Source organism: Acinetobacter sp. YH12049 (genome assembly GCF_013419875.1).
Classification (GTDB): domain Bacteria; phylum Pseudomonadota; class Gammaproteobacteria; order Pseudomonadales; family Moraxellaceae; genus Acinetobacter; species Acinetobacter amyesii.
In genome coordinates this window covers 60,506-83,243 of the sequence record NZ_VOZH01000001.1, presented here as the reverse complement: position 1 = coordinate 83,243, position 22,738 = coordinate 60,506, and the positions used below count along the sequence as shown (strand labels likewise).

19 protein-coding genes and 1 pseudogene are annotated in these 22,738 nt (G+C 42.5%); 7 read left to right on the top strand and 13 right to left on the bottom strand.

The features are described 5' to 3' along the window. Window positions 1-18 precede the first annotated feature (18 nt). The 4 genes and pseudogenes from FTU05_RS00365 to FTU05_RS00350 all read right to left on the bottom strand — a co-directional run bounded on the left by FTU05_RS00365 (window position 19) and on the right by FTU05_RS00350 (window position 3,773). Window positions 19-900 carry an ABC transporter ATP-binding protein gene (locus FTU05_RS00365; RefSeq protein ID WP_180064230.1) on the bottom strand — a complete coding sequence of 294 codons (882 nt, stop codon included), beginning with the start codon at window positions 898-900 and terminating at the stop codon, window positions 19-21. Continuing rightward, window positions 900-1,844 carry an ABC transporter permease gene (locus FTU05_RS00360; protein WP_121530792.1) on the bottom strand — a complete coding sequence of 315 codons (945 nt, stop codon included), beginning with the start codon at window positions 1,842-1,844 and terminating at the stop codon, window positions 900-902. Before FTU05_RS00360 ends, FTU05_RS00365 begins: the two co-directional genes overlap by 1 nt. 187 nt (window positions 1,845-2,031) lie before the next feature. After that, window positions 2,032-2,733, bottom strand: a complete 702-nt coding sequence (locus tag FTU05_RS00355) for a Sir2 family NAD-dependent protein deacetylase (protein WP_180106102.1) — start codon at window positions 2,731-2,733, stop codon at window positions 2,032-2,034. Between the two features lie 104 nt (window positions 2,734-2,837). Beyond that, window positions 2,838-3,773, bottom strand: a pseudogene (locus FTU05_RS00350) (LysR substrate-binding domain-containing protein). Between the two features lie 246 nt (window positions 3,774-4,019). Between FTU05_RS00350 and FTU05_RS00345 the strand changes: the two are divergent. The 3 genes from FTU05_RS00345 (at window position 4,020) to FTU05_RS00335 (ending at window position 8,167) form a co-directional block, all read left to right on the top strand. Beyond that, window positions 4,020-5,240 (top strand): acyl-CoA dehydrogenase, encoded by a 1,221-nt coding sequence (locus FTU05_RS00345; RefSeq protein WP_180054767.1) that lies wholly within the window; start codon window positions 4,020-4,022, stop codon window positions 5,238-5,240. A 209-nt stretch (window positions 5,241-5,449) separates the two neighbouring features. After that, window positions 5,450-6,877 carry an MFS transporter gene (locus FTU05_RS00340; RefSeq protein WP_180106100.1) on the top strand — a complete coding sequence of 476 codons (1,428 nt, stop codon included), beginning with the start codon at window positions 5,450-5,452 and terminating at the stop codon, window positions 6,875-6,877. Between the two features lie 51 nt (window positions 6,878-6,928). Further along, window positions 6,929-8,167, top strand: coding sequence for a CaiB/BaiF CoA-transferase family protein (locus FTU05_RS00335; protein WP_180106099.1), 1,239 nt, complete (start codon window positions 6,929-6,931; stop codon window positions 8,165-8,167). Window positions 8,168-8,292: 125 nt separating this feature from the next. Here FTU05_RS00335 and FTU05_RS00330 read toward each other — a convergent pair whose 3' ends face one another. From FTU05_RS00330 to FTU05_RS00300, 7 genes are all read right to left on the bottom strand, one after another. Then, complete coding sequence (locus FTU05_RS00330) at window positions 8,293-8,577, bottom strand: hypothetical protein (protein WP_257222556.1); 285 nt, start codon at window positions 8,575-8,577, stop codon at window positions 8,293-8,295. Window positions 8,578-8,648: 71 nt separating this feature from the next. Continuing rightward, a complete protein-coding gene (pcaD, locus tag FTU05_RS00325; protein ID WP_180106098.1) occupies window positions 8,649-9,428 on the bottom strand; it encodes a 3-oxoadipate enol-lactonase in 780 nt (259 codons plus the stop codon). A gap of 68 nt (window positions 9,429-9,496) precedes the next feature. Then, window positions 9,497-10,702 carry a 3-oxoadipyl-CoA thiolase gene (gene pcaF / locus FTU05_RS00320; RefSeq protein ID WP_180106097.1) on the bottom strand — a complete coding sequence of 402 codons (1,206 nt, stop codon included), beginning with the start codon at window positions 10,700-10,702 and terminating at the stop codon, window positions 9,497-9,499. Window positions 10,703-10,827: 125 nt separating this feature from the next. Further along, a complete protein-coding gene (locus tag FTU05_RS00315) occupies window positions 10,828-11,478 on the bottom strand; it encodes a 3-oxoacid CoA-transferase subunit B (protein WP_180106096.1) in 651 nt (216 codons plus the stop codon). 19 nt (window positions 11,479-11,497) lie between these two features. Beyond that, window positions 11,498-12,184: a 3-oxoacid CoA-transferase subunit A gene (locus tag FTU05_RS00310; protein ID WP_078193765.1), complete on the bottom strand. Its 687-nt coding sequence runs from the start codon at window positions 12,182-12,184 to the stop codon at window positions 11,498-11,500. Window positions 12,185-12,337: 153 nt separating this feature from the next. After that, on the bottom strand, window positions 12,338-12,628 hold the full coding sequence (catC, locus tag FTU05_RS00305) for a muconolactone Delta-isomerase (RefSeq protein ID WP_180021835.1): 291 nt from the start codon (window positions 12,626-12,628) through the stop codon (window positions 12,338-12,340). 20 nt (window positions 12,629-12,648) lie between these two features. Continuing rightward, the gene (locus tag FTU05_RS00300) at window positions 12,649-13,758 is read right to left on the bottom strand and encodes a muconate/chloromuconate family cycloisomerase (RefSeq protein ID WP_180106095.1); all 1,110 of its coding nucleotides are present in this window, start codon (window positions 13,756-13,758) and stop codon (window positions 12,649-12,651) included. Between the two features lie 103 nt (window positions 13,759-13,861). Between FTU05_RS00300 and catM the strand changes: the two genes are divergently transcribed. Further along, window positions 13,862-14,785: a cis,cis-muconate-binding transcription regulator CatM gene (gene catM, locus FTU05_RS00295; protein ID WP_180106094.1), complete on the top strand. Its 924-nt coding sequence runs from the start codon at window positions 13,862-13,864 to the stop codon at window positions 14,783-14,785. 76 nt (window positions 14,786-14,861) lie between these two features. Here the strand turns inward: catM and FTU05_RS00290 are convergent, their stop codons facing one another. Together FTU05_RS00290 and FTU05_RS00285 are read right to left on the bottom strand one after the other, a co-directional pair. Beyond that, on the bottom strand, window positions 14,862-15,857 hold the full coding sequence (locus FTU05_RS00290) for an ABC transporter substrate-binding protein (protein ID WP_180106093.1): 996 nt from the start codon (window positions 15,855-15,857) through the stop codon (window positions 14,862-14,864). A 3-nt stretch (window positions 15,858-15,860) separates the two neighbouring features. Beyond that, the gene (locus tag FTU05_RS00285) at window positions 15,861-16,448 is read right to left on the bottom strand and encodes an ANTAR domain-containing response regulator (protein ID WP_078190882.1); all 588 of its coding nucleotides are present in this window, start codon (window positions 16,446-16,448) and stop codon (window positions 15,861-15,863) included. A gap of 446 nt (window positions 16,449-16,894) precedes the next feature. On the opposite strand from FTU05_RS00285, the gene FTU05_RS00280 reads away from it, so the two are divergent. The 3 genes from FTU05_RS00280 (at window position 16,895) to nirD (ending at window position 22,585) form a co-directional block, all read left to right on the top strand. Beyond that, window positions 16,895-18,244 (top strand): MFS transporter, encoded by a 1,350-nt coding sequence (locus FTU05_RS00280; RefSeq protein ID WP_180009439.1) that lies wholly within the window; start codon window positions 16,895-16,897, stop codon window positions 18,242-18,244. Between the two features lie 70 nt (window positions 18,245-18,314). Beyond that, window positions 18,315-20,861: a nitrite reductase large subunit NirB gene (gene nirB / locus FTU05_RS00275; protein WP_218953180.1), complete on the top strand. Its 2,547-nt coding sequence runs from the start codon at window positions 18,315-18,317 to the stop codon at window positions 20,859-20,861. Window positions 20,862-20,974: 113 nt separating this feature from the next. Then, window positions 20,975-22,585, top strand: a complete 1,611-nt coding sequence (gene nirD, locus FTU05_RS00270; RefSeq protein WP_180027000.1) for a nitrite reductase small subunit NirD — start codon at window positions 20,975-20,977, stop codon at window positions 22,583-22,585. Window positions 22,586-22,738 lie beyond the last annotated feature (153 nt).

The following is a 22,738-nucleotide window of genomic DNA, read 5'->3' as shown; positions in this document are numbered from 1 at the left end:
GAAGAGGGATTAATCCAGTTATTTTTGTGTACTGACTTGGGTCATACGCGGAATTTTCGGTAAGTTCTCCATTGCAGGGTCGAGCTCGTCTTCCTGCGCATGTACCAAGAAATCCACCCGTTCGCGCAGTTGTTTAAATTCAGGGCTCAGCATGAGTTCAGGATTACGAGGACGGGGCAAATCGACCTCAATAATTTCTTTAATTTCACCAGGATTGGCTTTGAGCGCCACAATACGATCCGCCAATAAAATCGCTTCATCCATATCATGTGTCACAAAAATAATCGTGATATCAATGTTTTGCCAAAGATCCATTAAATGTTTTTGCATTTTTTGACGGGTATGCGGGTCAAGCGCGCCAAACGGCTCATCCATCAATAATATTTTGGGTTCATTGACCAATGCGCGGGCAATGGCAACGCGCTGTTTCATCCCACCAGAAAGCTGATGCGGGTACTGATCTTGGTATTTTTCTAGACCAATAATATCAATCCATTCGCGGGCGCTGGATTCAGCCGAAGCATTGCTGGCACCCTTCATTAAAGGGCCGAACATCACATTTTCTTTGACCGTTTTCCATGGAAAAAGCGTGTAGCCTTGAAACACCATGCCACGCTCAGGGCTTGGGCCTTCAATGGCTTGGCCATCGACCAGCAATTCACCGCTACTGTAAGGGTCAAGTCCAGCCACAATTCGGCTAAAGGTCGATTTACCGCAACCCGATGGGCCAATCACGCAGATAAATTCACGTTTATGAATCTTTAAATCCAACTGATTTAAAATAGTGCGTTCAGTTTTGCCGTGCTTAAAACTTTGTGTAAGTTTTTTTGCTTCTAAAATGACAGGGCGTGCATAAATTGCATCGAAATAAGTGCTGGCATTAAACTCTGTGCTGTTCATTATTTTGCTCCTGCTTTCCATTTAAATAGACGTTGACCGAGTTTCATTAGCACTACATCGCATACCAAACCAATCACTCCAATGATGAGGATCGCGGCATAGACATTGTCAAAGTTTTGGTAACGCGCTTGTTGGGTGATAAACCATGTAATCCCAGATGTTGTGCCGATTAGTTCAGATACGATCAGATAAGTCCAAGCCCAGCCCAGCAATACACGTAGGTCGCGGTAAATGTCAGGAAGCGCCGCCGGAATCACCACATGAAATAAGCTTTTCATTTTATTGGTACCCAGCGTAAAACCTGCTTCAATCAAGCCACGGTCAACCATCCGTGTGGTATTGGCGATAATTAGAATTTGCTGAAATAGCGTCCCGATCACGATAATGGCGATTTTAGGTGCATCATTAATGCCTAAAATCGCAACGGCCAAAGCGCCAAAAGCAGGAGCGGGCAAGTAGCGAAAAAACTCAACAAAGGGTTCGGTCAGTTGAGATATTTTTTGAGAAAAACCGCAAAGAATACCGAGCGGAATACCGATGAGAGAGGCAATAAAAAATGCGCTGAACACAATTTTAATACTGTGCCATAAGCTTTGATGAAACCATGGGGCATCAGGTTGGGCAGGCGGGGTAATAAAGGCTGTAACCAGCGCTTTTGCCACTTCATGCGGTGCAGGTAGATAGATTGGATTGACCAGTTTACCTTGAGGTGGCGCTAAACCAGCATTGACCGCAGATTGCGCTTCGGCATAAAACACCGCTTTGTCTACACGGCTATCCACCTGAAAATAAGGCACACTGCCTGACTGCGTAATTTGCACCTGCGGGTGCCATAAAAATGGCAAATAACTCACTGCACACCAAATGAGCACAGGAATTAAAAATGATCCTAAGCCAAGCAATAGCTTACTTTTTGGACTGAGCTCTCTTGCGACATAACCCATACTGACCAAGCCCCAATATTACTTTTTTAATAAAACGTAATACTGTTAAGCAATTTGAATGCCAAACGTGTTTATGCCGTCATTTATTGGACTTAAGCCAAGTTAGATAGGCTATAAACAGCAAAAAGCCTGCAAAAGTAGCAGGCGATATCATTTTTTTGATCGATACTGATGCCAAAATGTACTTTTATGGCGCAAGCAATTGCAAAAAAAGTTTTTTCATTCCTTCACTCGAACCCGCTTTAATCAGTTGATACTGCTCAGGTACACGCTGATAATCTGCTTTCGGGTCGATATAAAATGCACGGCAGTTGGCTGGGATTTCGTGAATCAATCCAGCCACAGGATAGACAGCCAGACTCGTACCAATCACAATAAAAATATCTGCTGTTTGCACACTCACACTTGCATCTTCGTAGGCAGGAACTGCTTCGCCAAACCAGACTACATGTGGCCGTAAAGGATATCCTTCAGGGCATTTATCAGTATCTAAGTTTAAATCAGCACCTTCAATGGGAAACAATTCCTGCGTATATTGCGCCTGAGGGCCAGAGCTTTTTGCGTAACGAATATTTCCATGCAGATGTAGTACATTTTGACTGCCTGCACGTTCATGTAGGTCATCAATATTTTGAGTAATGACTTGTACATCAAAAAAATCATCGAGTTCAGCAATTAATTTATGCGCTGCATTTGGCTCTGCGGCTAAAATATGTTTACGGCGTTCATTATAAAAACGCTGTACTAAAGAAGGGTCACGTGCCCAAGCTTCAGGTGTGGCCACATCTTCAATACGATGCTGTTCCCAAAGACCATCACTGTCACGGAAAGTATTGATGCCGCTTTCTGCGCTCATGCCGGCACCTGAAAACACCACAATTTTTTGCATAGATATATAGCCTTATATTTTAATTGATGCGTCCATTAGGCACGGTTACATGTATTGAATGGATGATTCAGCGAATTTACTGTACTCAAAATATAGCGATTACTTCAACTGATCTGGTGCAATTCTTGTAGCACCCAATCGACAAATTTTTGTATTTGCGGTGAACTGTCTTGGCTCGAATGGACTAAATAATATTTTCGGCTACCGTGCAGTTTTTTATTTGATGCAATCACCAATTCTTTTTTTCTCAGTTCAGCTTCAATCAGCATTTGTGGAATCAGTGCCATACCCATGCCATGACTGGCGGCCACAGAAAGCATAGAAAATAGTTCATGTCGCTGACCATCAAATGGTTTGGGATGCTGAAGCTGATGGGCTTGAAACCATTCTTGCCAAATACTTGGACGGGTTGTTTGCTGTAATAAGGGAAATTGAAGTAACTCTTCATCGCTTAAATTAAAACTGTGATCATCGGTCATTTACGCAAGTGGAAAGTTGTTTTCAATCAATTTGGGGGAACAAACGGGAACCACTTCTTCATCCATTAAATAATGCGCTTGAATACCCGGCCAATGCTCAATTTGCTGTTGCGTTCCTGCAAAAATCGCCGCGTCAAAGACATTTTCATTAAACAAAAAAGGTTTGGTACTGGTTTCTAAATGCACGGTAATTTCAGGATGCTGCGCATTTAATTTATGTAATTTTGGCAACAGCCAACGTGTGGCAAAGGTTGGCACAACGCCCAGCTTTAAAGTGCCGCCCAAGCCTTTGTGCATCATAATATCTGAAGTGCTTTTTTCGATACCTTGCAAAAAGGGTTTAATACTTTTTGCATATTGCTTGCCTGCTTCTGTGAGATCGACACCGTGACGTGTTCTGCTAAATAGCATTACACCTAAATATTCTTCAAGCTGTTGAATTTGGCGCGACACGGCACTTTGCGTAATAAATAACTCTTGGGAAGCATGCGTATAACTCGCGTGTTTTGCAGCAGATTCAAAGCAAATTAAGCTTTGCAATGACGGAATATTGCGCCGCATAGATAAAGTCCTTTTTATCGATAGGTATCACAAAATGGCATATAAGAATGATTTTCATATACCACTATAGTCTATAAATAAAGCAATCCGCAGTTCAAATCAGTGGCTAAAGTGCTTAACACGCTGTGAGCCAAGCTTAGGTATGCGAAAGGCGCATATCTACATGCAAATTAATCGTTTGAATGAATCACTTTTCACACATAGCATCAAATAAAACAACGAAAACCTGAAAAAGCAGAGGATGCGATGAATCAAATGGTCAATGTAAAAAAGGCAAAAGTACAATTTAACTGGCAAGACCCGTTTCTTTTGGAACAGCAATTAACTGAAGAAGAACGCATGGTCCGTGATACTGCACATGCTTACTGCCAAGAGCGTTTACAGCCACGTGTACTCGAACAATTTCGACATGAAAAAACTGATGCATCAATTTTCCGAGAAATGGGTGAGCTTGGCTTACTTGGCCCAACGATTCCAGAGCAATACGGCGGCGCAGGTCTAAACTATGTTAGCTATGGATTAGTTGCACGTGAAATTGAATATGTAGATTCTGGCTACCGCTCTATGGCCAGCGTGCAAAGTTCTTTGGTGATGGTGCCAATTAATGAATTTGGCTCTGAAGAGCAAAAACAGAAATACCTGCCAAAGTTGGCAACAGGCGAGTACATTGGCTGTTTCGGCCTGACTGAGCCTGATCATGGCTCTGACCCGGGTAGCATGATTACTCGTGCAAAAAAAGTGGATGGTGGTTACCGTCTAACTGGCGCAAAAATGTGGATTACCAACAGCCCAATTGCCGATGTGTTTGTGGTTTGGGCGAAAGAAGTATCGCCTGAAGGTCATGTAGGAGACATTCGCGGATTTATTTTAGAAAAAGGCTGGGACGGTCTATCAGCGCCTGCGATTCACGGTAAAGTTGGCTTACGTGCATCAATTACCGGTGAAATTGTCATGGACAATGTCTTTGTTCCTGAAGAGAACGCTTTTCCAGAAGTACGTGGTTTAAAAGGCCCATTTACCTGTCTAAACAGTGCACGTTATGGTATCGCTTGGGGCGCAATGGGCGCAGCTGAGTTCTGCTGGCATACAGCGCACCAATACACCATGGACCGTAAACAGTTTGGCCGACCATTGGCAGCGAATCAGTTAATTCAAAAGAAATTGGCGGATATGCAAACTGAGATTGCCTTGGGGCTACAAGCTGCGCTTCGCTTTGGACGTATGAAAGATGAAGGTTTAGCTGCAGTAGAAGGCACATCACTCATTAAACGTAACAACTGTGGCAAGGCTTTAGATATTGCCCGTGTAGCGCGTGACATGATGGGCGGAAATGGTATTTCTGATGAGTTTGGTGTTGCCCGCCATTTGGTTAACCTCGAAGTCGTCAACACTTATGAAGGCACACATGATGTACATGCACTGATTCTAGGTCGTGCGCAAACAGGCATCGCGGCTTTTGGTAACTAATTGAATTATATATCGATAAGGTGCTCTGCATAGAGTGCCTTAGAGACTTTTTATGTAAAAATAAACTTAATCAATAAAGGATTCATCGTGAAACACTCTTGTAACTCTGTGCAATAGCCTGAGCAGTGATGAAATAAAAAGAATAAAAAAGGCAAATGTGCAGACATAGGAATGCCGATGACTCATTTGGGAAAATGAGGAACAAGGAAATGAATAACGAAATGCAAAACGGAGCAGGAACGCTCAAATTGCCTTCTAACGTGGGCACGATGCATCGGATTACCAGCAACACTTGGAAAATGGCCTTTATTTTTGCCTTTATTTCCTTGGTGATTGATGGTGTAGACATCATGTTGCTGTCATTCAGCCTGACCAGTTTAAAGGCTGAATTTGGTTTAAGTACATTTCAAGCTGGAATGCTCGGTAGTTCTTCTTTAGCAGGGATGGCGCTGGGTGGTATTTCGGGTGGATGGGCGTGCGATAAATTCGGCCGTGTGAAAACCATTGCTTGGTCGGTCGTATTTTTCTCGATCATGACCTGTATCTTAGGCTTTACCCAAAGCTATGAACAATTTTTAATTTTACGTTTTATTGGCGCTTTTGGACTGGGTTCTCTTTACATGGCGTGTAATACGCTCATGGCAGAATATGTGCCAACCAAATATCGAACAACGGTACTTGGGACTTTGCAAACCGGTCAAACCGTGGGTTATATCGTTGCAACGCTGCTGGCGGGTGCCATTATTCCAGATCACGGCTGGCGGATGCTATTTTATGTCACCATTATTCCTGCTGCTTTTGCCCTGATCTTTATGCGTTTTGTTCCTGAACCAAAATCTTGGCAGGAAGCAAAAATTGAGCAGATAAAACGCCGTGAATTAAAGCTTGAACCTGTACAGCAGCAAGCTGCAGCCAAGCAAAACGCACCTTCTGAAAGCATTTATAAACGTATTTTTGGACATACCAATCATCGCAAAATGTTTTTCCTTTGGATGTCGACCGCTGCATTTCTACAATTCGGTTATTACGGTGTCAACAATTGGATGCCAACGTATTTAGAAACTGAACTCAGCATGAACTTTAAAGCCATGACTGGCTATATGGTAGGTGCATATACCGCCATGATTTTGGGTAAAATTTTAGCAGGCTATGCCGCTGACAAGTTCGGACGTCGTATTACCTTTGTGTTTGGTACGGTAGCTACGGCAGCATTCTTACCGATCATCATTTTCTATAACACACCAACCAACATCGCCTATTTACTCGTAACTTTCGGTTTCCTATACGGTATTCCATACGGTGTAAATGCAACTTATATGGCAGAAAGCTTCTCGACGGATGTACGCGGTACGGCTATTGGCGGTGCTTACAATATGGGACGTTTAGGCGCAGCCATAGCACCAGCAACCATTGGTATGATTGCCGCTGGCGGATCATTCACCATGGCCTTTATTGTAATGGGTGCTGCTTACTTTATTGCAGGTGTTATTCCAGGCTTGTTCATCCGTGAACGCCAATATGACCCACAGCAAGCATCACTTTCTTCAGATGCGGAAAAAGAAAAACTGGCAAGTTTAGATACACATGTTGCTGATGCAGAGCAAAAAGCGTCTGCAAAAACTGCAACAGTAAAATAATTAAAAATATCTGTGCCATAGCTCAATACTATGGCACATCTGGAGTGAACTATGGGTGCATTAAAAGGAATTCGCGTATTGGACTTAAGCCGTGTTTTGGCAGGTCCTTGGTGCGGTCAAATATTGGCTGATTTAGGTGCAGAGGTAATCAAAATTGAGCGTCCTAAAGTCGGGGATGATACCCGTATGTGGGGACCACCTTGGATGCCAAATCAGCAAGGTCAAGCGACGAAAGAATCAGGCTATTACCAATGTGCGAACCGCAATAAATATTCTGTAGCCATTGATATTGCTAGTGAAGAAGGGCAAGCCCTAGTCCGTGAAATTGCTAAAACGGCAGATGTCGTGATTGAAAACTACAAAGCAGGCTCACTTGCCAAATATGGTTTGGATTATGCATCGCTCAGTGCGCTAAATCCAAATATCGTATATTGCTCAATTACAGGTTTTGGTCAGGATGGGCCACGCGCGGAAGAACCAGGCTATGACTTTATTATTCAAGGCATGTCAGGTCTGATGAGTATTACTGGTGAAGCTGATGATGTGATGGGTGGCGGAGCACAAAAGGTGGGGGTCGCTGTGGTCGATATTCAGACCGGACTGTACTCAACCATTGCTATTCAGGCGGCATTGTTGGCGCGGCAACATACTGGACGCGGTCAATATATTGATATGTCATTACTCGATGTACAGGTAGCGGCTTTGGCCAATCAAGGTATGAACTATTTGACCTCGGGCAAAGCACCCAAGCGCATGGGAAATAATCACCCGAATATTGTACCGTATCAAACCTTTAAAGCTAAAGATAAAGAATTTATTATTGCCTGTGGTAATGACAAACAATTTAAAGATTTGTGTATTGCGATTGGCTATACAGAACTGCTAGATCAACCAAACTATTTACGTAATCAAGATCGAGTGAAGCACCGTGAAGAATTAATTCCATTATTGAGTGCTTATTTTCTCACTCAAGATGCTCAAGTTTGGGTTGATGCGATTCATGCGGTAAAAGTGCCAGTGGGTGTAATCAACTCTGTAGAAGATGCATTAAATGAACCGCAAATTCAACATCGTCAAATGGTGGTGAATATTCCACATGCTTTAAATCATGATTTTAAAGTGATTGGATCACCGATGAAATTATCTGATACGCCTGTAGAATACCGTCATGCACCACCGCAGTTAGGGCAGCACACAATCGAAATTTTGTCCCAATTTAAAACTGAAGCTGAATTAAATGAATTGGCTGCACAAGGCATCATTGATCAACTCAATCATCCTGCAGCTTAAAATTTCATGGGATTATTCTTCAAACTATTCTTCAATATATGGGCTTAAACGCCTATGTGGAATGAGTGGAGTTAAAAGTTTAGACCGAAGGACTCCAATACTTCGGTCTTTTTCAATATCAATATTCATTTACGGAGTGCTTTTAATGTTAATTTTCTAGATAAAGTATAATTATTCATTAAAGCTTGGGCCTGCAATACGGTCTTTATTTTTTCGTATGAAAGAGATGTCCATACTTTTGCGCCTTGATATTTTTTCTTTAAGCTATAACATTCAAATTCTGGATTATACACAAACCAATTTCCGCAATGCTGCACGCAATAAGCATTTATATGCCTATTTTTCAAGTCTACTAATTGCACAGCAAGATCATCGATACCACCTCCATTGATGAGAGTATAAGCCTTCAAACGAAATAAAGCCCTGCACAATGGCAAGGCTCTATTTTAATAACATTACATTGAATTTGTTCAGCTGCTTATTATTGCTGTATAAAATTCTGCAAAGCCTGATTAAATGCATCTGGCTGTTCGATGTTTGAAATATGCGATGCATTAATTTCAAATAATTGGCTATTTGCAATGCGTTCTTGCATGAATTGACCATCTGCAACTGTAGTTACAGGGTCTTGTTGACCTGCAATAATTAATACAGGTACGTGAATAGACGAGATTTCATTGCGTAAATCCGCTTTAGCCAAAGCTTCACAACAACTTGCATAACCTTCTGGGCTGCCAGCTCCGAGGTCGTTACTCAAAGATTGTACAGTTGCCGTGTTACTTTGGATAAAGGGTTCTGTAAACCATCGTGATGCTGCCGTTTCTGCAATTGGTTTCAGACCTTGTTGACGGACTAACTGTGCACGTTCATTCCAAGCTGATTCTTGCCCAATTTTTGCAGCGGTATTGCATACAATGACATGGTTAAAGCGTTCAGGATGATGTATTGCAAGCCATTGACCTGTTAAACCACCCATCGATATTCCACAAAATGTGGCTTGTTGAATATTTAAATGATCCAATAAATGGATGACATCTGTACCCAATTGATCAAGGCTATATGGCCCTTGAGGGGCAGAAGATGCACCATGACCACGTGTATCATAACAAATGACAAAATAATCCTGCTGCAGCGCCTCTATCTGAGGCTGCCACATGTTGAACTTTGTGCCTAAAGAATTAGAAAACACAATCGCAGGTCGTATGTGGTCACCAAAGGTTGCGTAATTAATCGTTGCATCATTGGATATAAATGTAGGCATGTTTTGAATCCTTAATTTTATAAATCCCCCTAAATCCCCCCTTTGATAAGGTGGACTTTTATTGAGGATTAAACACGTTCAATAATCAAAGCGATGCCTTGACCGACACCAATGCACATCGAACAGAGGGCATATTGACCTGAAATTTCCTCAAGCTGATTTAATGCAGTCGTGACTAAACGTGCTCCAGATGCGCCTAATGGATGACCCAAAGCAATAGCGCCCCCGTTTGGATTAACATGTTTAGCACCATCTTCTAAACCTAATTCACGGGTAACCGCTAAGGCTTGAGCCGCAAAAGCTTCATTCAGCTCGATTACATCCATTTGTTCAAGGCTTAGACCTGTTTGAGCTAACAACTTTTTTATGGCAGGCGCAGGACCAAAGCCCATGATTTTGGGTTCAACACCCACCACCGTTGCCGCAATAATTTTGGCCCGTGGCTTTAACTTAAATTTGTTGACAGCATTATCTGAAGCAATCAGTAGTGCAGCTGCACCATCATTGATCCCTGAAGCATTGCCCGCAGTTACCGTCCCATCAGCTTTCACCACAGGTTTGAGTTTTGCTAAGCCTTCTGCCGTCGTCGATGCACGTGGATGCTCATCTGTATCGACTATCAGTGGGTCGCCTTTACGCTGTGGAATGACGACAGGGATGATTTCTTTCTCAAAAAAACCATTGGCCTGTGCAGCGGCTGTACGGCGCTGACTTTCTAAGGCAAAAGCATCTTGATCAGCACGGTTAATGTTGAATTGTTCTGCCACATTTTCAGCGGTTTGAGGCATGGTTTCCACGCCATACATTTGCTTGAGTATTGGATTGATAAAACGCCAACCCATGGTGGTGTCTTCAATCTTTTGACTGCGTCCATAAGCACTTTCCGATTTACCCATAACAAAGGGCGCACGGGACATACTCTCTACACCGCCGGCAATAATTAAGTCTGCTTCATTTGCTTTAATTGCACGGGCTGCCATCGCAATCGCATCAAGTGATGAACCACAAAGTCGGTTTACAGTTGTAGCAGGAACTTGAAAAGGTACACCTGCAAGTAGCGACGACATTCGTGCAACATTACGGTTATCTTCACCGGCTTGGTTCGCACAGCCGTAAATCACGTCATCAACAGACTCCCAAGCAATACTTGGATTTCGCTGCATCAGTGCCTTAATAGGTAAGGCACCTAGGTCGTCGGTACGTACTGCTGCTAAACCGCCCGCATAGCGACCGAAAGGGGTACGGATTGCATCAATAATATAGGCATTTTTCATTTTATAAATCCTAAAAACTCAGCTCCTCCCTTTTAACGGGAGGTTGGGAGGGATTTACAGGAAGTTAATTTTTGAATATTAATCCTCCCTAAATCCCTCCTTTAATCAAGGAGGGACTTTTTGCTTTAAGCTGTCGTATCTATCAGCTTAGCACCTGTCATTAACTGTAATTCGTCAAAGCTCAAGCCCTCGACTTTTTCAATCACTTTCATGCCTTCAACCGTCACATCAATGACGCACAAATCTGTGTAAATACGATCGACACATTGCAGGCCTGTCGCAGGGTATGACAATTCAGCAACAATTTTCGGTTCACCTTTTTTGGTCACATGGTCTGTAGTAATAAAGACTTTTTTCGCCCCAACAGCCAAATCCATTGCACCACCTACAGCAGGAATTGCATCTGGCGCACCAGTATGCCAATTTGCTAAGTCACCATTTCGGGCAACCTGAAAAGCGCCTAATACTGCAATATCTAAATGCCCGCCACGCATCATGGCAAAAGAGTCACCATGGTGAAAAAAGCAGCCGCCCGTTTGCATAGTGACAAACTCTTTTCCTGCATTAATTAACTCAGGGTCTTCTTCGCCTTTAGCTGGAGGAGGACCAAAAGCCAAAAGTCCATTTTCTGAATGTAGAAAAACATCTTTATCTGTTGGTAAATAATTTGAAATTTTAGTGGGCAAGCCAATGCCTAAATTGACATAAGCACCATCTGGAATATCTTGTGCAACACGTTCTGCAATTTGATCACGGGTTAATTTGGTATAGCTCATGGTTCTTTCCTCACGTGATTTATGCAGATTGCTCAAGCTGTGCAGGTTGAACAGCCACAACATGTTGTACAAAAATGCCAGGGGTAATAATGTGCTCTGGGTCTAATGCACCAAGTTCAACAACTTCAGAAACCTGAGCAATTGTCACATCTGCTGCCATAGCCATAATGGGGCCAAAGTTACGCGCTGATTTGTTGTAAACCAAGTTGCCCCAGCGGTCGCCCTGATGTGCTTTGATTAAAGCAAAATCAGCTTTAATTGGATTTTCGAGGACGAAATCTTTGCCTTCATAATTGAGTGTAGGTTTGCCTTCTGCCAACAACGTACCAAAACCTGTTGGTGTATAAATTGGACCTAAACCCATGCCTGCCGCTTGAATACGGCAAGCCAAATTACCTTGTGGTACAAGCTCAAGTTCTATTTTTCCTGCACGGTATAGCTCATCGAACACCCAAGAGTCCGATTGGCGAGGGAAAGAACAGATCATCTTACGGACAGCACCAGCTTTGAGTAATTTAGCAAGTCCATAGTCACCATTACCTGCATTGTTGTTGACGATGATGAGATCTTTGATGCCAAGTTCAATCAGTCCATCAATCAGTTCAGCAGGCTGACCAGCCGTACCGAAGCCGCCAATCATAATGGTAGATCCATCCTTAATTTGAGAAAGTGCTTCTGTTAAGGAAGCGGTACTTTTATCAATCATGCTACGATCCTTCATCAAGAACGATAAAACTATTTACCTGACTAACCACTTCAGTCATACAAGGCAGATAATCTTTTATTTCAAATATTTACAAACTTAAAAATGCAGAAAATGGATTCCAATCATGTGTTACCCAATTGGAATCCAATCGCATCAGCTGTCATCACTACGAACAGAAGAGGGATGACGATTTAAAGCCATAACTTCAATATTCATATACGGGTAAAGGGGAAGCCCTTGTAAAATGTTGTGTAGCTCTTCATTGCTTTCAACATCAAAAATACTGATATTTGAATATTGACCGGTAATGCGCCAGATATGGCGCCATTTGCCTTGACGTTGTAGATCTTGTGAATAAGCCTTTTCTACAGCTTTAATTTCATTGGCTTTTTCGACTGGCATATCTAATGGAATATTGACATCCATGCGTACTTGGTAAAGCATTTCTTACTCCTAGCTAAATGTTATTTGCGACGTAAGTCATCAATTTTGTTTTCATCAATTTCAATCCCTAAACCTGCTGTGGTCGGAATCTTGAGTTCGAAATCTTGATATTTAAGTGGGGTTTTTAAAATTTCTTCAGTCAACAACAATGGACCAAAAAGCTCAGTGCCATAAGCTAAATTGTCAAAGGTCGAAAAAGCATGTGCCGATGCAATAGTGCCTACAGGACCTTCAAGCATGGTTCCACCGTATAAATCGATACCCGCAAGTTTGGCGATTTTTGAAACCTCACAGCCTTCGATTAAACCGCCAGACTGTGCAACTTTGACTGCAAAAACAGAGGCAGAATTGTGCCGAGCAAGTTGATATGCCGTTTGAGGCCCCATCAGTGATTCATCTGCCATAATGGCTATATCAAAACGACGAGTTAAACGGCGCATCGCGTCAATGTTATCGATTGCGCAAGGCTGCTCAATCAGGTCAACACCACCATCTTGTAACAACTGAATGCCTTTAATGGCATCTAATTCAGACCATGCACGGTTAACATCCACACGTATAGAAATGTCTGAACCTAACGCTTTTTTAATAGCTAAAACATGCTCAACATCAGCTTCAACGGGGCGTGAACCTATTTTGAGTTTGAAAATATTGTGTCGTTTTGCCGCAATCATCTTTTGTGCTTCGGCAATGTCTTTTTCCGTATTGCCAGATGCAAGTACCCAAAGAACAGGCAAGCTGTCACGTAAACGGCCGCCCAATACTTCACTTAAGGGCAGATTTAAACGCTGCGCCAAAATATCGAGTAGCGCCGTTTGAATGGCACATTTAGCAAAGCGATTGCCGTTAATACTACGTTTAATAGCTTGCATGGTTTGAGCAACATTCAAACCAGTGAGAGTTTTCAGTAAAGGACTAAAATAAGTTTCAATATTGGTACGAATGCTTTCAGGGCTTTCTTCACCATAGCCTAGACCACCAATCGTCGTCGCTTCACCCCAACCGATATAACCATCTTCGGTGGTGATTTTAATCAAAACAAGGGTTTGCGTTTGCATGGTTGCAACAGCCATCTTGTGCGGACGGATTGTTGGGATTTCCACGAGCAGGGTTTCAATCGACTTATACATCTTGCGTATTTCTTATCTATCCAACTATTTATATACCCTAATTTAATGTAATATCTTTAACTAGAGCGATTTTGGTATTTTTAGATACTTAAAAGGTATATAAATGGAATTAAGGCACTTACGTTACTTTGTCACCGTGGTTGAAGAGCAAAGTATTACCAAGGCAGCAGAAAAATTATGTATTGCTCAGCCACCTTTGAGCCGCCAAATTCAAAAACTTGAAGAAGAGCTGGGGATTACGTTGTTTGAGCGTGGTTCTAGACCCGTGAAAACCACAGAAGCAGGTATGTTTTTTTATGAGCATGCTGTGCAGATATTGACGCATACCGCCCAGGCCACAACCATGGCACAGCGGATTAATGCCGTCGATAAAACTGTCCGCATTGGTTATGTCAGTTCGCTTTTATACGCATTATTGCCACAAATTATTTATTTATTTCGACAACGCAACCCAGATATTCATGTTGAACTCATAGAATGTGGTACACGCGACCAGATTGAAGCCTTAAAAACCGGTCGAATTGATATTGGTTTTGGACGACTTCGATTAACAGATCCGTCTATTAAACGTGTTTTATTACGAAAAGAAGCGCTACGTTTAGCTATTCATAAAAATCATCATTTGGCTGAATTTAAAGACAAAGGCATTTATCTTTCTCAAATTTTAGATGAACCCATTTTTGCCTATCCAACGACACCGAAACCGAATTTTTCCACGCTCATTCAATCGATATTTACCGAATTAGGACTTGTACCTAAACATTTAACCGAAGTGCGTGAAATTCATATGGCTTTGGGCTTAGTGGCGTCGGGAGAGGGCATTTCCTTGATTCCTGAAAGTGCCAGTGATATTGGCATGCAAAATTTGATGTACATCCCAATCTTAGATTTGGAAGCCTATAGTCCAATCTCTTTGTCGGTACGCAATATGGATCATAGTAATTACATTCCAAAGATACTGGATTGCATTCGTGAAGTCTTCGTTGAAGAAAATATCGACTTACGCGCTATCGATGCAGATGCATAACTAAATTAAGGTTTCATGATCAATGCTGCATAAGATCCGCTGTTCAATGATAGAGTCTTATGGAACATCAACAAATTTAGCCCAAAGCATCCTGATAAATACAAGATTGTGCTATTTCAAAAACCTTTTCATCTTCAATATTTAATTGATCGTATTGCTGCATTTTTTGAATCATCCATTCAAAGTCTGAAGTTTGTGGCGCTTGGGTCTTGCCAAAATTTTGAATGATGCTTTTGATCCGATGAAAAGCCTCGACGTGAATCTGCTCAGAACAATCAAAACGGATGATGTGATATTGTTTTAACAAAGAAAATATTTCTGAGAAATGTGTTTGTTGAAGTAGATCGTTTTGTGCTTTTTGGATGGCAAGATTGATCGCCTTTAAGGTATTGGGATGTTTTTCTGCCCAATCATGAGTAAAAGCCAAAACCTTATCTGGTATAGGCTCAATAATATCTTGGCTATTGACGATGATACGACTATAGCCTTGTATTTCAGATTGCGTATTCCACGGCTCTCCGACACAGAATCCATCAATTCGTTGCGTTGATATTGCTTCCACCATATAAGGCGGTGGTAGAGTTGAAAAGGTCTGCGTTTGAGCGAGTTCTGTGTCGGCAAGTGCCAACCATTCTCTTAAAATATAATGATGAATCGAATGCTGAAAAACATGCGCCAACTGAATCTTTTGATTCTGCTTTATCGCAGATACGATTTTCTCTGCTGAATTAATTGGTAGATCTAATGCATGGATCTTTAATTCATAGTAGAGCTTTTGACTCAGACTAATATAAGCGCAATTGGTACTGAGCGTTAGTGAGGTTTGTAAGGGGATGCCGAGATGGTCTTTGCCCGTCACAGACGCAGGCAGCATGGCCGATAAACAGTGTGCTGCATCTAAAAAACCAAAAGCTAGACGGTCACGTAAACTTGCCCAAGACGGTTCTTGAGTTAGTGTGACATTCAAGCCTTGTTCAGCAAAATACCCTTGATGTTCTGCCCAGAGCAAAGCAACACAGTCAAGTAAAGGAATATAGCCCAATTGAATATCAGTTTTTTCAAGCTTTTGCATGGTTTATTCCTTAAATTGAGACTGTAACAGCGCTTGCGCATCAAGCAGTCGGCGCGCCATTTCACCCATCGTCATACGGTGACTCATGGCATTTTTTCTCAGCAAATTAAATGCTTGATCTTCGGTTAAACCATGCATTTGTATTAAAAGCACTTTGGCTTTTTCAATATCTTTTCGATCGGCCAATTTGCACTTGGTTTCAGCCAAATCATTCAGCAGTTTTTTATGCTTTTTATATTGTTCAATCGAAATTTCTAAAATGCTATTCAAACGTGCAGGGTCAATACCATCGACAATATATGCCGTGACACCCGCATCAATCGCGCTTCGGATGATTTCAAGACTCGAATTTTTAGTGAACAGAACAGTCGGTAAGTCAAATTGGCTGACACAGCTTTCAATGACATCGCGATGTGGATGATCCATATCCAATAAAATCACATCTGCCTGAATATTTTGCAGATATGACATATTTAAATGATCAATCATGAAACTGGCGACCACATCAAAGTCATGTTGAATTAATGAGGCTTGAATAAATTCAGCGCGTTCTTGATCATCATCAATTAGGGCTATTTTTAGTTTTGGCATGCAAACGCTCAGACAGAGCCAAACAAATACGTATTGAGTTTTCTAAGCAATTTAAATGCCAAATTTTAAGACAATACAAAATATAAATCTGCTTCTAAATTTTAGCTTGGTTATATGCACATTTTAAAATTGAACCATTTCCGTGCACTGATCTTGTGCAGGGCTGAACCACGTTTGAACATTCAGCCGCATCTCTATAGGCATATTGACTATCTATTTACCTTAATTCGCTTATTTTCGGATAGATCGGTGCTCAATGCTTAAATATAGAGATGAAATTTACGATTGAAATAAAAACTTGGCACGTATCGTGCTTAATACTTATTGAGTCAAAGAAGACTCTAAAAATTTGTTAGACGGCCAACGACGTCCGTTCTGATCGACTCTGTTATGTGTTAGCGACATAACCGAGTAATTCATGCGTTCAGTTCAGTCAGGAGAAGGTTATGTCTTCAAATTTAAATGCCAAAAAAGCCACAAAAATAAGTCTATTTAATTTTTCTTCAGCAGCAATGCGGGCCTTCCACATGAGTTGGCTCGCATTCTTTGTTTGCTTCTTTGCATGGTTTGCCTGTGCACCGTTGATGCCAGTGATTGCTGGCGAATTTCACCTCACGAAAGATCAAATTGCCAATATTAATATTGCCGCTGTTGCGATCACGATTTTAGTCCGTCTGATCGTTGGTCCTTTATGTGATAAATATGGCCCGCGTAAAACCTATACAGCTTTATTAATCATCGGCAGTATTCCAGTCTTTGGTGTCGCTTCTGCGAGCAGCTATGAATCCTTTCTTTTCTTCCGCTTGCTGATCGGCGCGATTGGCGCAAGCTTCGTCATCACTCAATACCATACAAGCATTATGTTTGCGCCTAATGTTGTGGGTACAGCCAATGCTGCAACAGCAGGCTGGGGCAATGCAGGCGGCGGTGCAACTCAAGCCCTTATGCCTTTACTGCTTGGCGCACTCGTTATGTTTGGTGTAGAGCAAGCGATGGGCTGGCGTATTGCGCTGATTGTACCCGGTGTGATGATGCTGATTGTTGGTGCGCTTTACTGGAAGTTCACACAAGACTGTCCGCAAGGCAACTTTAAAGAACTTCGCGAACAAGGCATCAGTGTTGGCAGTGACAAAAAAGGCGGCTTGGCAATTCTAATGCATGCAGCACGCAATTACCGTGTATGGATTCTATTTGGCGCTTACGCAGCTTGTTTCGGTATTGAAATCTTTATTCACAACATTGTAGCAATGTACTACGTCGACCATTTCAGCTTTGGATTAAAAGAGGCGGGTATGGCAGCAGGTATCTTTGGTTTGCTTGCATTGTTTGCTCGTGCGCTTGGCGGCATTGTTTCGGACAAAGTAGCGACTAAAAAAGGCTTGGATGGCCGTACCAAAGTGTTATTTGCCATGATTCTGCTAGAAGGCTTATTCCTGATTGTCTTCTCACAAATGAATACTGCAGTGCTTGCAATCCTTGCAATGACAGTCTTTGCGCTCTTCACACATATGGCGTGCGGTGCTACCTATGCGCTGGTGCCATTCATTGACCGTGATGCTTTAGGCGGCGTGGCAGGCATTATCGGTGCAGGCGGTAACGTAGGTGCAGTGGCTGCAGGCTTCTTGCTTAAAGGCATGCTGGATATTCAAACCACGCTTATGGTGTTGGGCGGTCTAGTGGTTATCGCTGCAAGCTGTGTACTGATGATCCGCTTCTCTGTAGAGCATAAAGAAAAAGAACAGCGCCTATTTGAACAAGCTGTAAATGAACGAAATTTAGCTGAAGCTCAAAACTAATACTGAAAGTTGCCTCTAAACAAAACATAGCGCTTTAGGGGCAAACAAAAAAAAATTGCGGAGTAAGAATATGAAAATCATCATGATTGGACATGGCATGGTTGGCCACAAGTTTATCGAATCTGTACTGGAACACGCAGGTGATGATGTTGAATTAACCATTTTAGCTGAAGAGCCGCGTCTTGCTTATGACCGTGTGCATTTAACTGAATACTTCAGCAGCAAGTCAGCGAAAGACTTAACCCTGTGCCGCAGCGACTTTGCCGATGCATACGGTATAGATTTACGCCTGAGCACCAAAGCGGTTGAAATTGATCAGCGCAATAAAACGGTCACAACCAATCACGGTGATATTCTTTCTTTTGATAAGCTAGTGCTCGCAACAGGTTCATACGCTTTTGTGCCACCAATTCCAGGCAATGAACGTGAAAACTGCTTTGTGTACCGTACCATTGAAGACTTGGATGCCATCCGTGCCGCAAGCTTGAATGCTAAAACAGGTGTGGTGATCGGCGGCGGTTTATTGGGTCTGGAAGCAGCAAAAGCGCTGCGTGATTTAAACTTAGAAACCCATGTTGTTGAATTTGCACCACGCTTAATGGCAGTTCAGATTGATGATCTAGGCGGTAAAGTTTTACGCTCAAAAATTGAAAATCTAGGTGTTAAAGTCCATACGCAAAAAGCAACATCTTGCATTGAAGACGGTGCAAATGCGAAGCATGTAATGAAGTTTGGTGATGGTTCTGAACTGGAAACCGACATCATCTTATTCTCTGCAGGTATCCGCCCGCGCGATGAATTAGCGCGCCAAAGCGGTCTAGCGATTGGTGAACGTGGCGGTATTGCGATTAATGACTATTGCCAAACTTCAAACCCTGACATTTATGCCATTGGTGAATGTGCGCTTTGGCAAAATAAAATTTATGGCCTGGTTGCGCCGGGCTATGACATGGCGCGTATTGCAGCAAAGCATGTGATGGAACAAAACTGCACGCTTTTCGCTGGTGCAGATATGAGCACCAAGCTGAAACTGATGGGAGTTGATGTTGCATCTGTAGGCGATGCGCATGCAATGACACCAAATTCTTTAAGTTATTTCTATGCAGATGAAGCAGCTCAGGTTTATAAAAAAATTGTCGTGAATGCAGAGAAAACTAAGCTGCTAGGTGCAGTATTGGTGGGCTGTGCTAAAGAATACAATGACCTGCTGCAAATGATGCTGAATGGCTTAGACGTTCCTGAAAGCCCAGAAAGCCTAATCATGCCTGGCTATGCACAATCTGCAGGTAAATCGGGCGGAAGCGGTGTCGATCTGCTGCCAGACAGCGCAACGATTTGTTCATGTAACAACGTCTCTAAAGCAGATATTTGTTCAGCCATTGCTGACGGATCGACTTCTTTAGGCGCATTGAAAAAATGTACTAAAGCTGCAACAGCTTGCGGCGGCTGTGCGCCATTAGTCACTCAAGTACTTAAATCGGAGCTTCAGCGTCAAGGTGTAACTGTAAATAACCATTTATGTGAACACTTTGCTTATTCACGCCAAGAGCTCTATCACTTGGTACGTGTGAACGAAATCAAAACCTTTGATGACCTGATTCAACAGCATGGCCATGGTTTAGGCTGTGATATCTGTAAACCGACGGCAGCCAATATCCTAGCGTCATGCTGGAATGACTTTGTACTTAAACCAAGCCATGCGGGCTTGCAAGACAGTAATGACTACTACCTAGGCAACATACAAAAAGACGGCTCTTATTCAGTCGTGCCACGTATGGCAGGCGGTGAAGTTACTCCGGATGGATTAATTGCCGTAGGTCAAATTGCGAAAGAATATGGTCTATATACCAAACTGACAGGTGGTCAGCGTGTCGATATGTTTGGTGCACAAGTGCATCAGTTGCCTGAAATTTGGGAAAAATTGATTGCTGCAGGTTTTGAGTCTGGTCATGCATACGGTAAATCATTGCGTACAGTGAAATCATGTGTCGGCAGTACTTGGTGCCGCTATGGCGTAGACGACTCTGTGGGTTTGGTGATTTTCCTAGAAAACCGCTACAAAGGCCTGCGTTCACCGCATAAATTGAAAATGGCAGTATCAGGCTGTACCCGTGAATGTGCTGAAGCGCAAAGTAAAGATGTTGGCGTGATTGCGACTGAAAAAGGCTGGAACCTTTATGTATGCGGCAACGGCGGTATGAAGCCGCGTCACGCAGAGCTTTTGGCATCAGACTTAGATACGCAAACATTGATCAAATACATTGACCGTTTCTTTATGTTCTACATTCAAACAGCAGACCGTTTGCAGCGTACTTCTGTATGGCGCGACAACATGGAAGGCGGTTTAGATTACCTGAAAGATGTCGTTGTGAATGATTCGCTTGGCGTAGCTGCTGAACTTGAACGCCGTATGAGCCATGTTGTGGGTACATATCAAGATGAATGGCGTACTGCTGTAGAAGATCCTGAAGTACGTAAACGCTTTGTGACTTTCGTGAATGCAAAAGCAGAACAGCAAAATGATCCGCATATTCAGTTTGCATCCGTTCGCGGTCAAATCAGACCCAAAACAGAAGCTGAACGCGATACGACACGCATTCCAGTGGTTGAAGCTTAAGAGAATAACTAATTTAAAACTTCTTTTATTTGATTTACATCCTTATTCGGTTTCTCGCTAAGGCGAAAATGAAAAGATAGTGATCTAAAAGAAGTTTAAAAAGGATCAAGAATATGACAATTTTAAAAGAAATAAATGATTTAGACTGGTTTGATGTTTGTGCATTAGATGATATTACGCCAAATACAGGTGTGGGCGCACTGATTGAAAATCAGCAAATTGCGATATTCCGTGTCGGTGAAGAAAAGCGGGTTTATGCGCTGAGCAATCAGGACCCATTTAGCCAAGCCTATGTTATGTCCCGCGGTATTATTGGTGACTTGCAGGGTGAGCGTGTTGTGGCATCACCCATTTATAAACAGCATTTCAGCCTTGCTACTGGACGCTGCTTAGAAGATAAAGACCAAAAACTCTTGGTTTTTCCAAGCAAAATTGAAAATGGCCGTGTGCTGATTAGTCCAACTGCTCAAAAAACCTATATTACCAATAACGCGCCATCGTCTGAGTTGATGAAACTGGTTTTGGTCGGCAATGGCTTAGCAGGTATGCGTTGTTTAGAAGATCTGCTGGATATGGCGCCAGAGCGTTATGAAATTACGGTCATTGGTGAAGAACCTTGGGGTAATTACAACCGAATTATGCTTTCACCTGTGCTTTCAGGTGATAAAACCATTGAAGATATCATGCTGCATTCACATGCTTGGTATAAAGACAAAAATATCCGTTTTGTAGCAGGTGATGCGGCGGTACGCATAGACCGTCCGCGCAAGCAGGTATACACAGAAAAAGGCTTGGTCATCGATTATGACCGTCTGATTTTAGCAACAGGTTCTAAGCCGTTTATTCCACCAATACCGGGAACTGACTTCAAAGGCGTTTTAAGCTTCCGTGATATTTATGATGTCAACAAAATGCTGGACTACTGCAAAACGAAGAAAAATGCAGTGGTGATTGGCGGCGGTTTATTAGGGCTAGAAGCAGCTTATGGCCTGAAACAGCGTGGCATGAATGTTACTGTACTGCATTTGATGGACCGTATTATGGACCGTCAGCTGGATGAAAAAGCCAGCCTGATGCTGAAATCAGCGATTGAGCAAAAAGGCATTCGTATTTTGACTGCAGCGAATACCCAAGAGTTGATTGGGCAAGATGGTCATGTGACACAATTACGTTTGCAGGATGGCACGGTATTAGCTGCAGATCTTGTCGTGTTTGCAGTCGGTATTCGCCCAAATATTGCATTGGCACAAAGTGCAGGACTGCGCTGCGGCCGCGGTGTGATGGTGAATGACACCATGCAAACCTTTGACCCGAGTATTTATGCGGTGGGTGAATGCATAGAACACCGCAGCCAAACTTTCGGTTTAGTTGAACCGCTTTGGGGACAGGCATTCATTTGTGCATCGCATCTGGCCGAACATGGCAGTTTAACCTTCAAAGCGCCCACGGTTCCGACGCAGTTAAAAGTCAGCGGCTGTGATGTATTTTCAGCTGGCAACTTTGAACCGCAGGATGATTTTGAAGACATTATTTTGAATGATGAAAAGCGTCAGATTTATAAACGCATTATTATTCAAAAAGATAGAGTGATTGGCGCTGTGCTGTTTGGCGATACTGAAGACGGTGCATGGTATGCAGAATTGATTTCAGATCAAACTCCAATTTCAAGCATCCGAAACAAATTGCTGTTTGGTAAGGATTTTGCATTAAAGAAAGCAGGGTAACGGAATCGCCCTGATAAAAAAAGATACAAGATTTAAATCGTCATTGGATACGCGATAACGTCATCCGCTGTTGTTTAAGGCAGGATTGCAGATGAATAGTCATGTATTTGCAATACATCTGTTAGAAGCCGGTAGTGGACGAGTTCAGCGGAT

Excerpts from the sequence above, each read along its gene's own strand:
- FTU05_RS00365 (WP_180064230.1), bottom strand. The coding sequence starts at position 900 with ATGAACAGCACAGAGTTTAATGCCAGCACTTATTTCGATGCAATTTAT.
- FTU05_RS00360 (WP_121530792.1), bottom strand. The coding sequence starts at position 1,844 with ATGGGTTATGTCGCAAGAGAGCTCAGTCCAAAAAGTAAGCTATTGCTT.
- FTU05_RS00355 (WP_180106102.1), bottom strand. The coding sequence starts at position 2,733 with ATGCAAAAAATTGTGGTGTTTTCAGGTGCCGGCATGAGCGCAGAAAGC.
- FTU05_RS00345 (WP_180054767.1), top strand. The coding sequence starts at position 4,020 with ATGAATCAAATGGTCAATGTAAAAAAGGCAAAAGTACAATTTAACTGG.
- FTU05_RS00340 (WP_180106100.1), top strand. The coding sequence starts at position 5,450 with ATGAATAACGAAATGCAAAACGGAGCAGGAACGCTCAAATTGCCTTCT.
- FTU05_RS00335 (WP_180106099.1), top strand. The coding sequence starts at position 6,929 with ATGGGTGCATTAAAAGGAATTCGCGTATTGGACTTAAGCCGTGTTTTG.
- pcaD (WP_180106098.1), bottom strand. The coding sequence starts at position 9,428 with ATGCCTACATTTATATCCAATGATGCAACGATTAATTACGCAACCTTT.
- pcaF (WP_180106097.1), bottom strand. The coding sequence starts at position 10,702 with ATGAAAAATGCCTATATTATTGATGCAATCCGTACCCCTTTCGGTCGC.
- FTU05_RS00315 (WP_180106096.1), bottom strand. The coding sequence starts at position 11,478 with ATGAGCTATACCAAATTAACCCGTGATCAAATTGCAGAACGTGTTGCA.
- FTU05_RS00310 (WP_078193765.1), bottom strand. The coding sequence starts at position 12,184 with ATGATTGATAAAAGTACCGCTTCCTTAACAGAAGCACTTTCTCAAATT.
- catC (WP_180021835.1), bottom strand. The coding sequence starts at position 12,628 with ATGCTTTACCAAGTACGCATGGATGTCAATATTCCATTAGATATGCCA.
- FTU05_RS00300 (WP_180106095.1), bottom strand. The coding sequence starts at position 13,758 with ATGTATAAGTCGATTGAAACCCTGCTCGTGGAAATCCCAACAATCCGT.
- catM (WP_180106094.1), top strand. The coding sequence starts at position 13,862 with ATGGAATTAAGGCACTTACGTTACTTTGTCACCGTGGTTGAAGAGCAA.
- FTU05_RS00290 (WP_180106093.1), bottom strand. The coding sequence starts at position 15,857 with ATGCAAAAGCTTGAAAAAACTGATATTCAATTGGGCTATATTCCTTTA.
- FTU05_RS00285 (WP_078190882.1), bottom strand. The coding sequence starts at position 16,448 with ATGCCAAAACTAAAAATAGCCCTAATTGATGATGATCAAGAACGCGCT.
- FTU05_RS00280 (WP_180009439.1), top strand. The coding sequence starts at position 16,895 with ATGTCTTCAAATTTAAATGCCAAAAAAGCCACAAAAATAAGTCTATTT.
- nirB (WP_218953180.1), top strand. The coding sequence starts at position 18,315 with ATGAAAATCATCATGATTGGACATGGCATGGTTGGCCACAAGTTTATC.
- nirD (WP_180027000.1), top strand. The coding sequence starts at position 20,975 with ATGACAATTTTAAAAGAAATAAATGATTTAGACTGGTTTGATGTTTGT.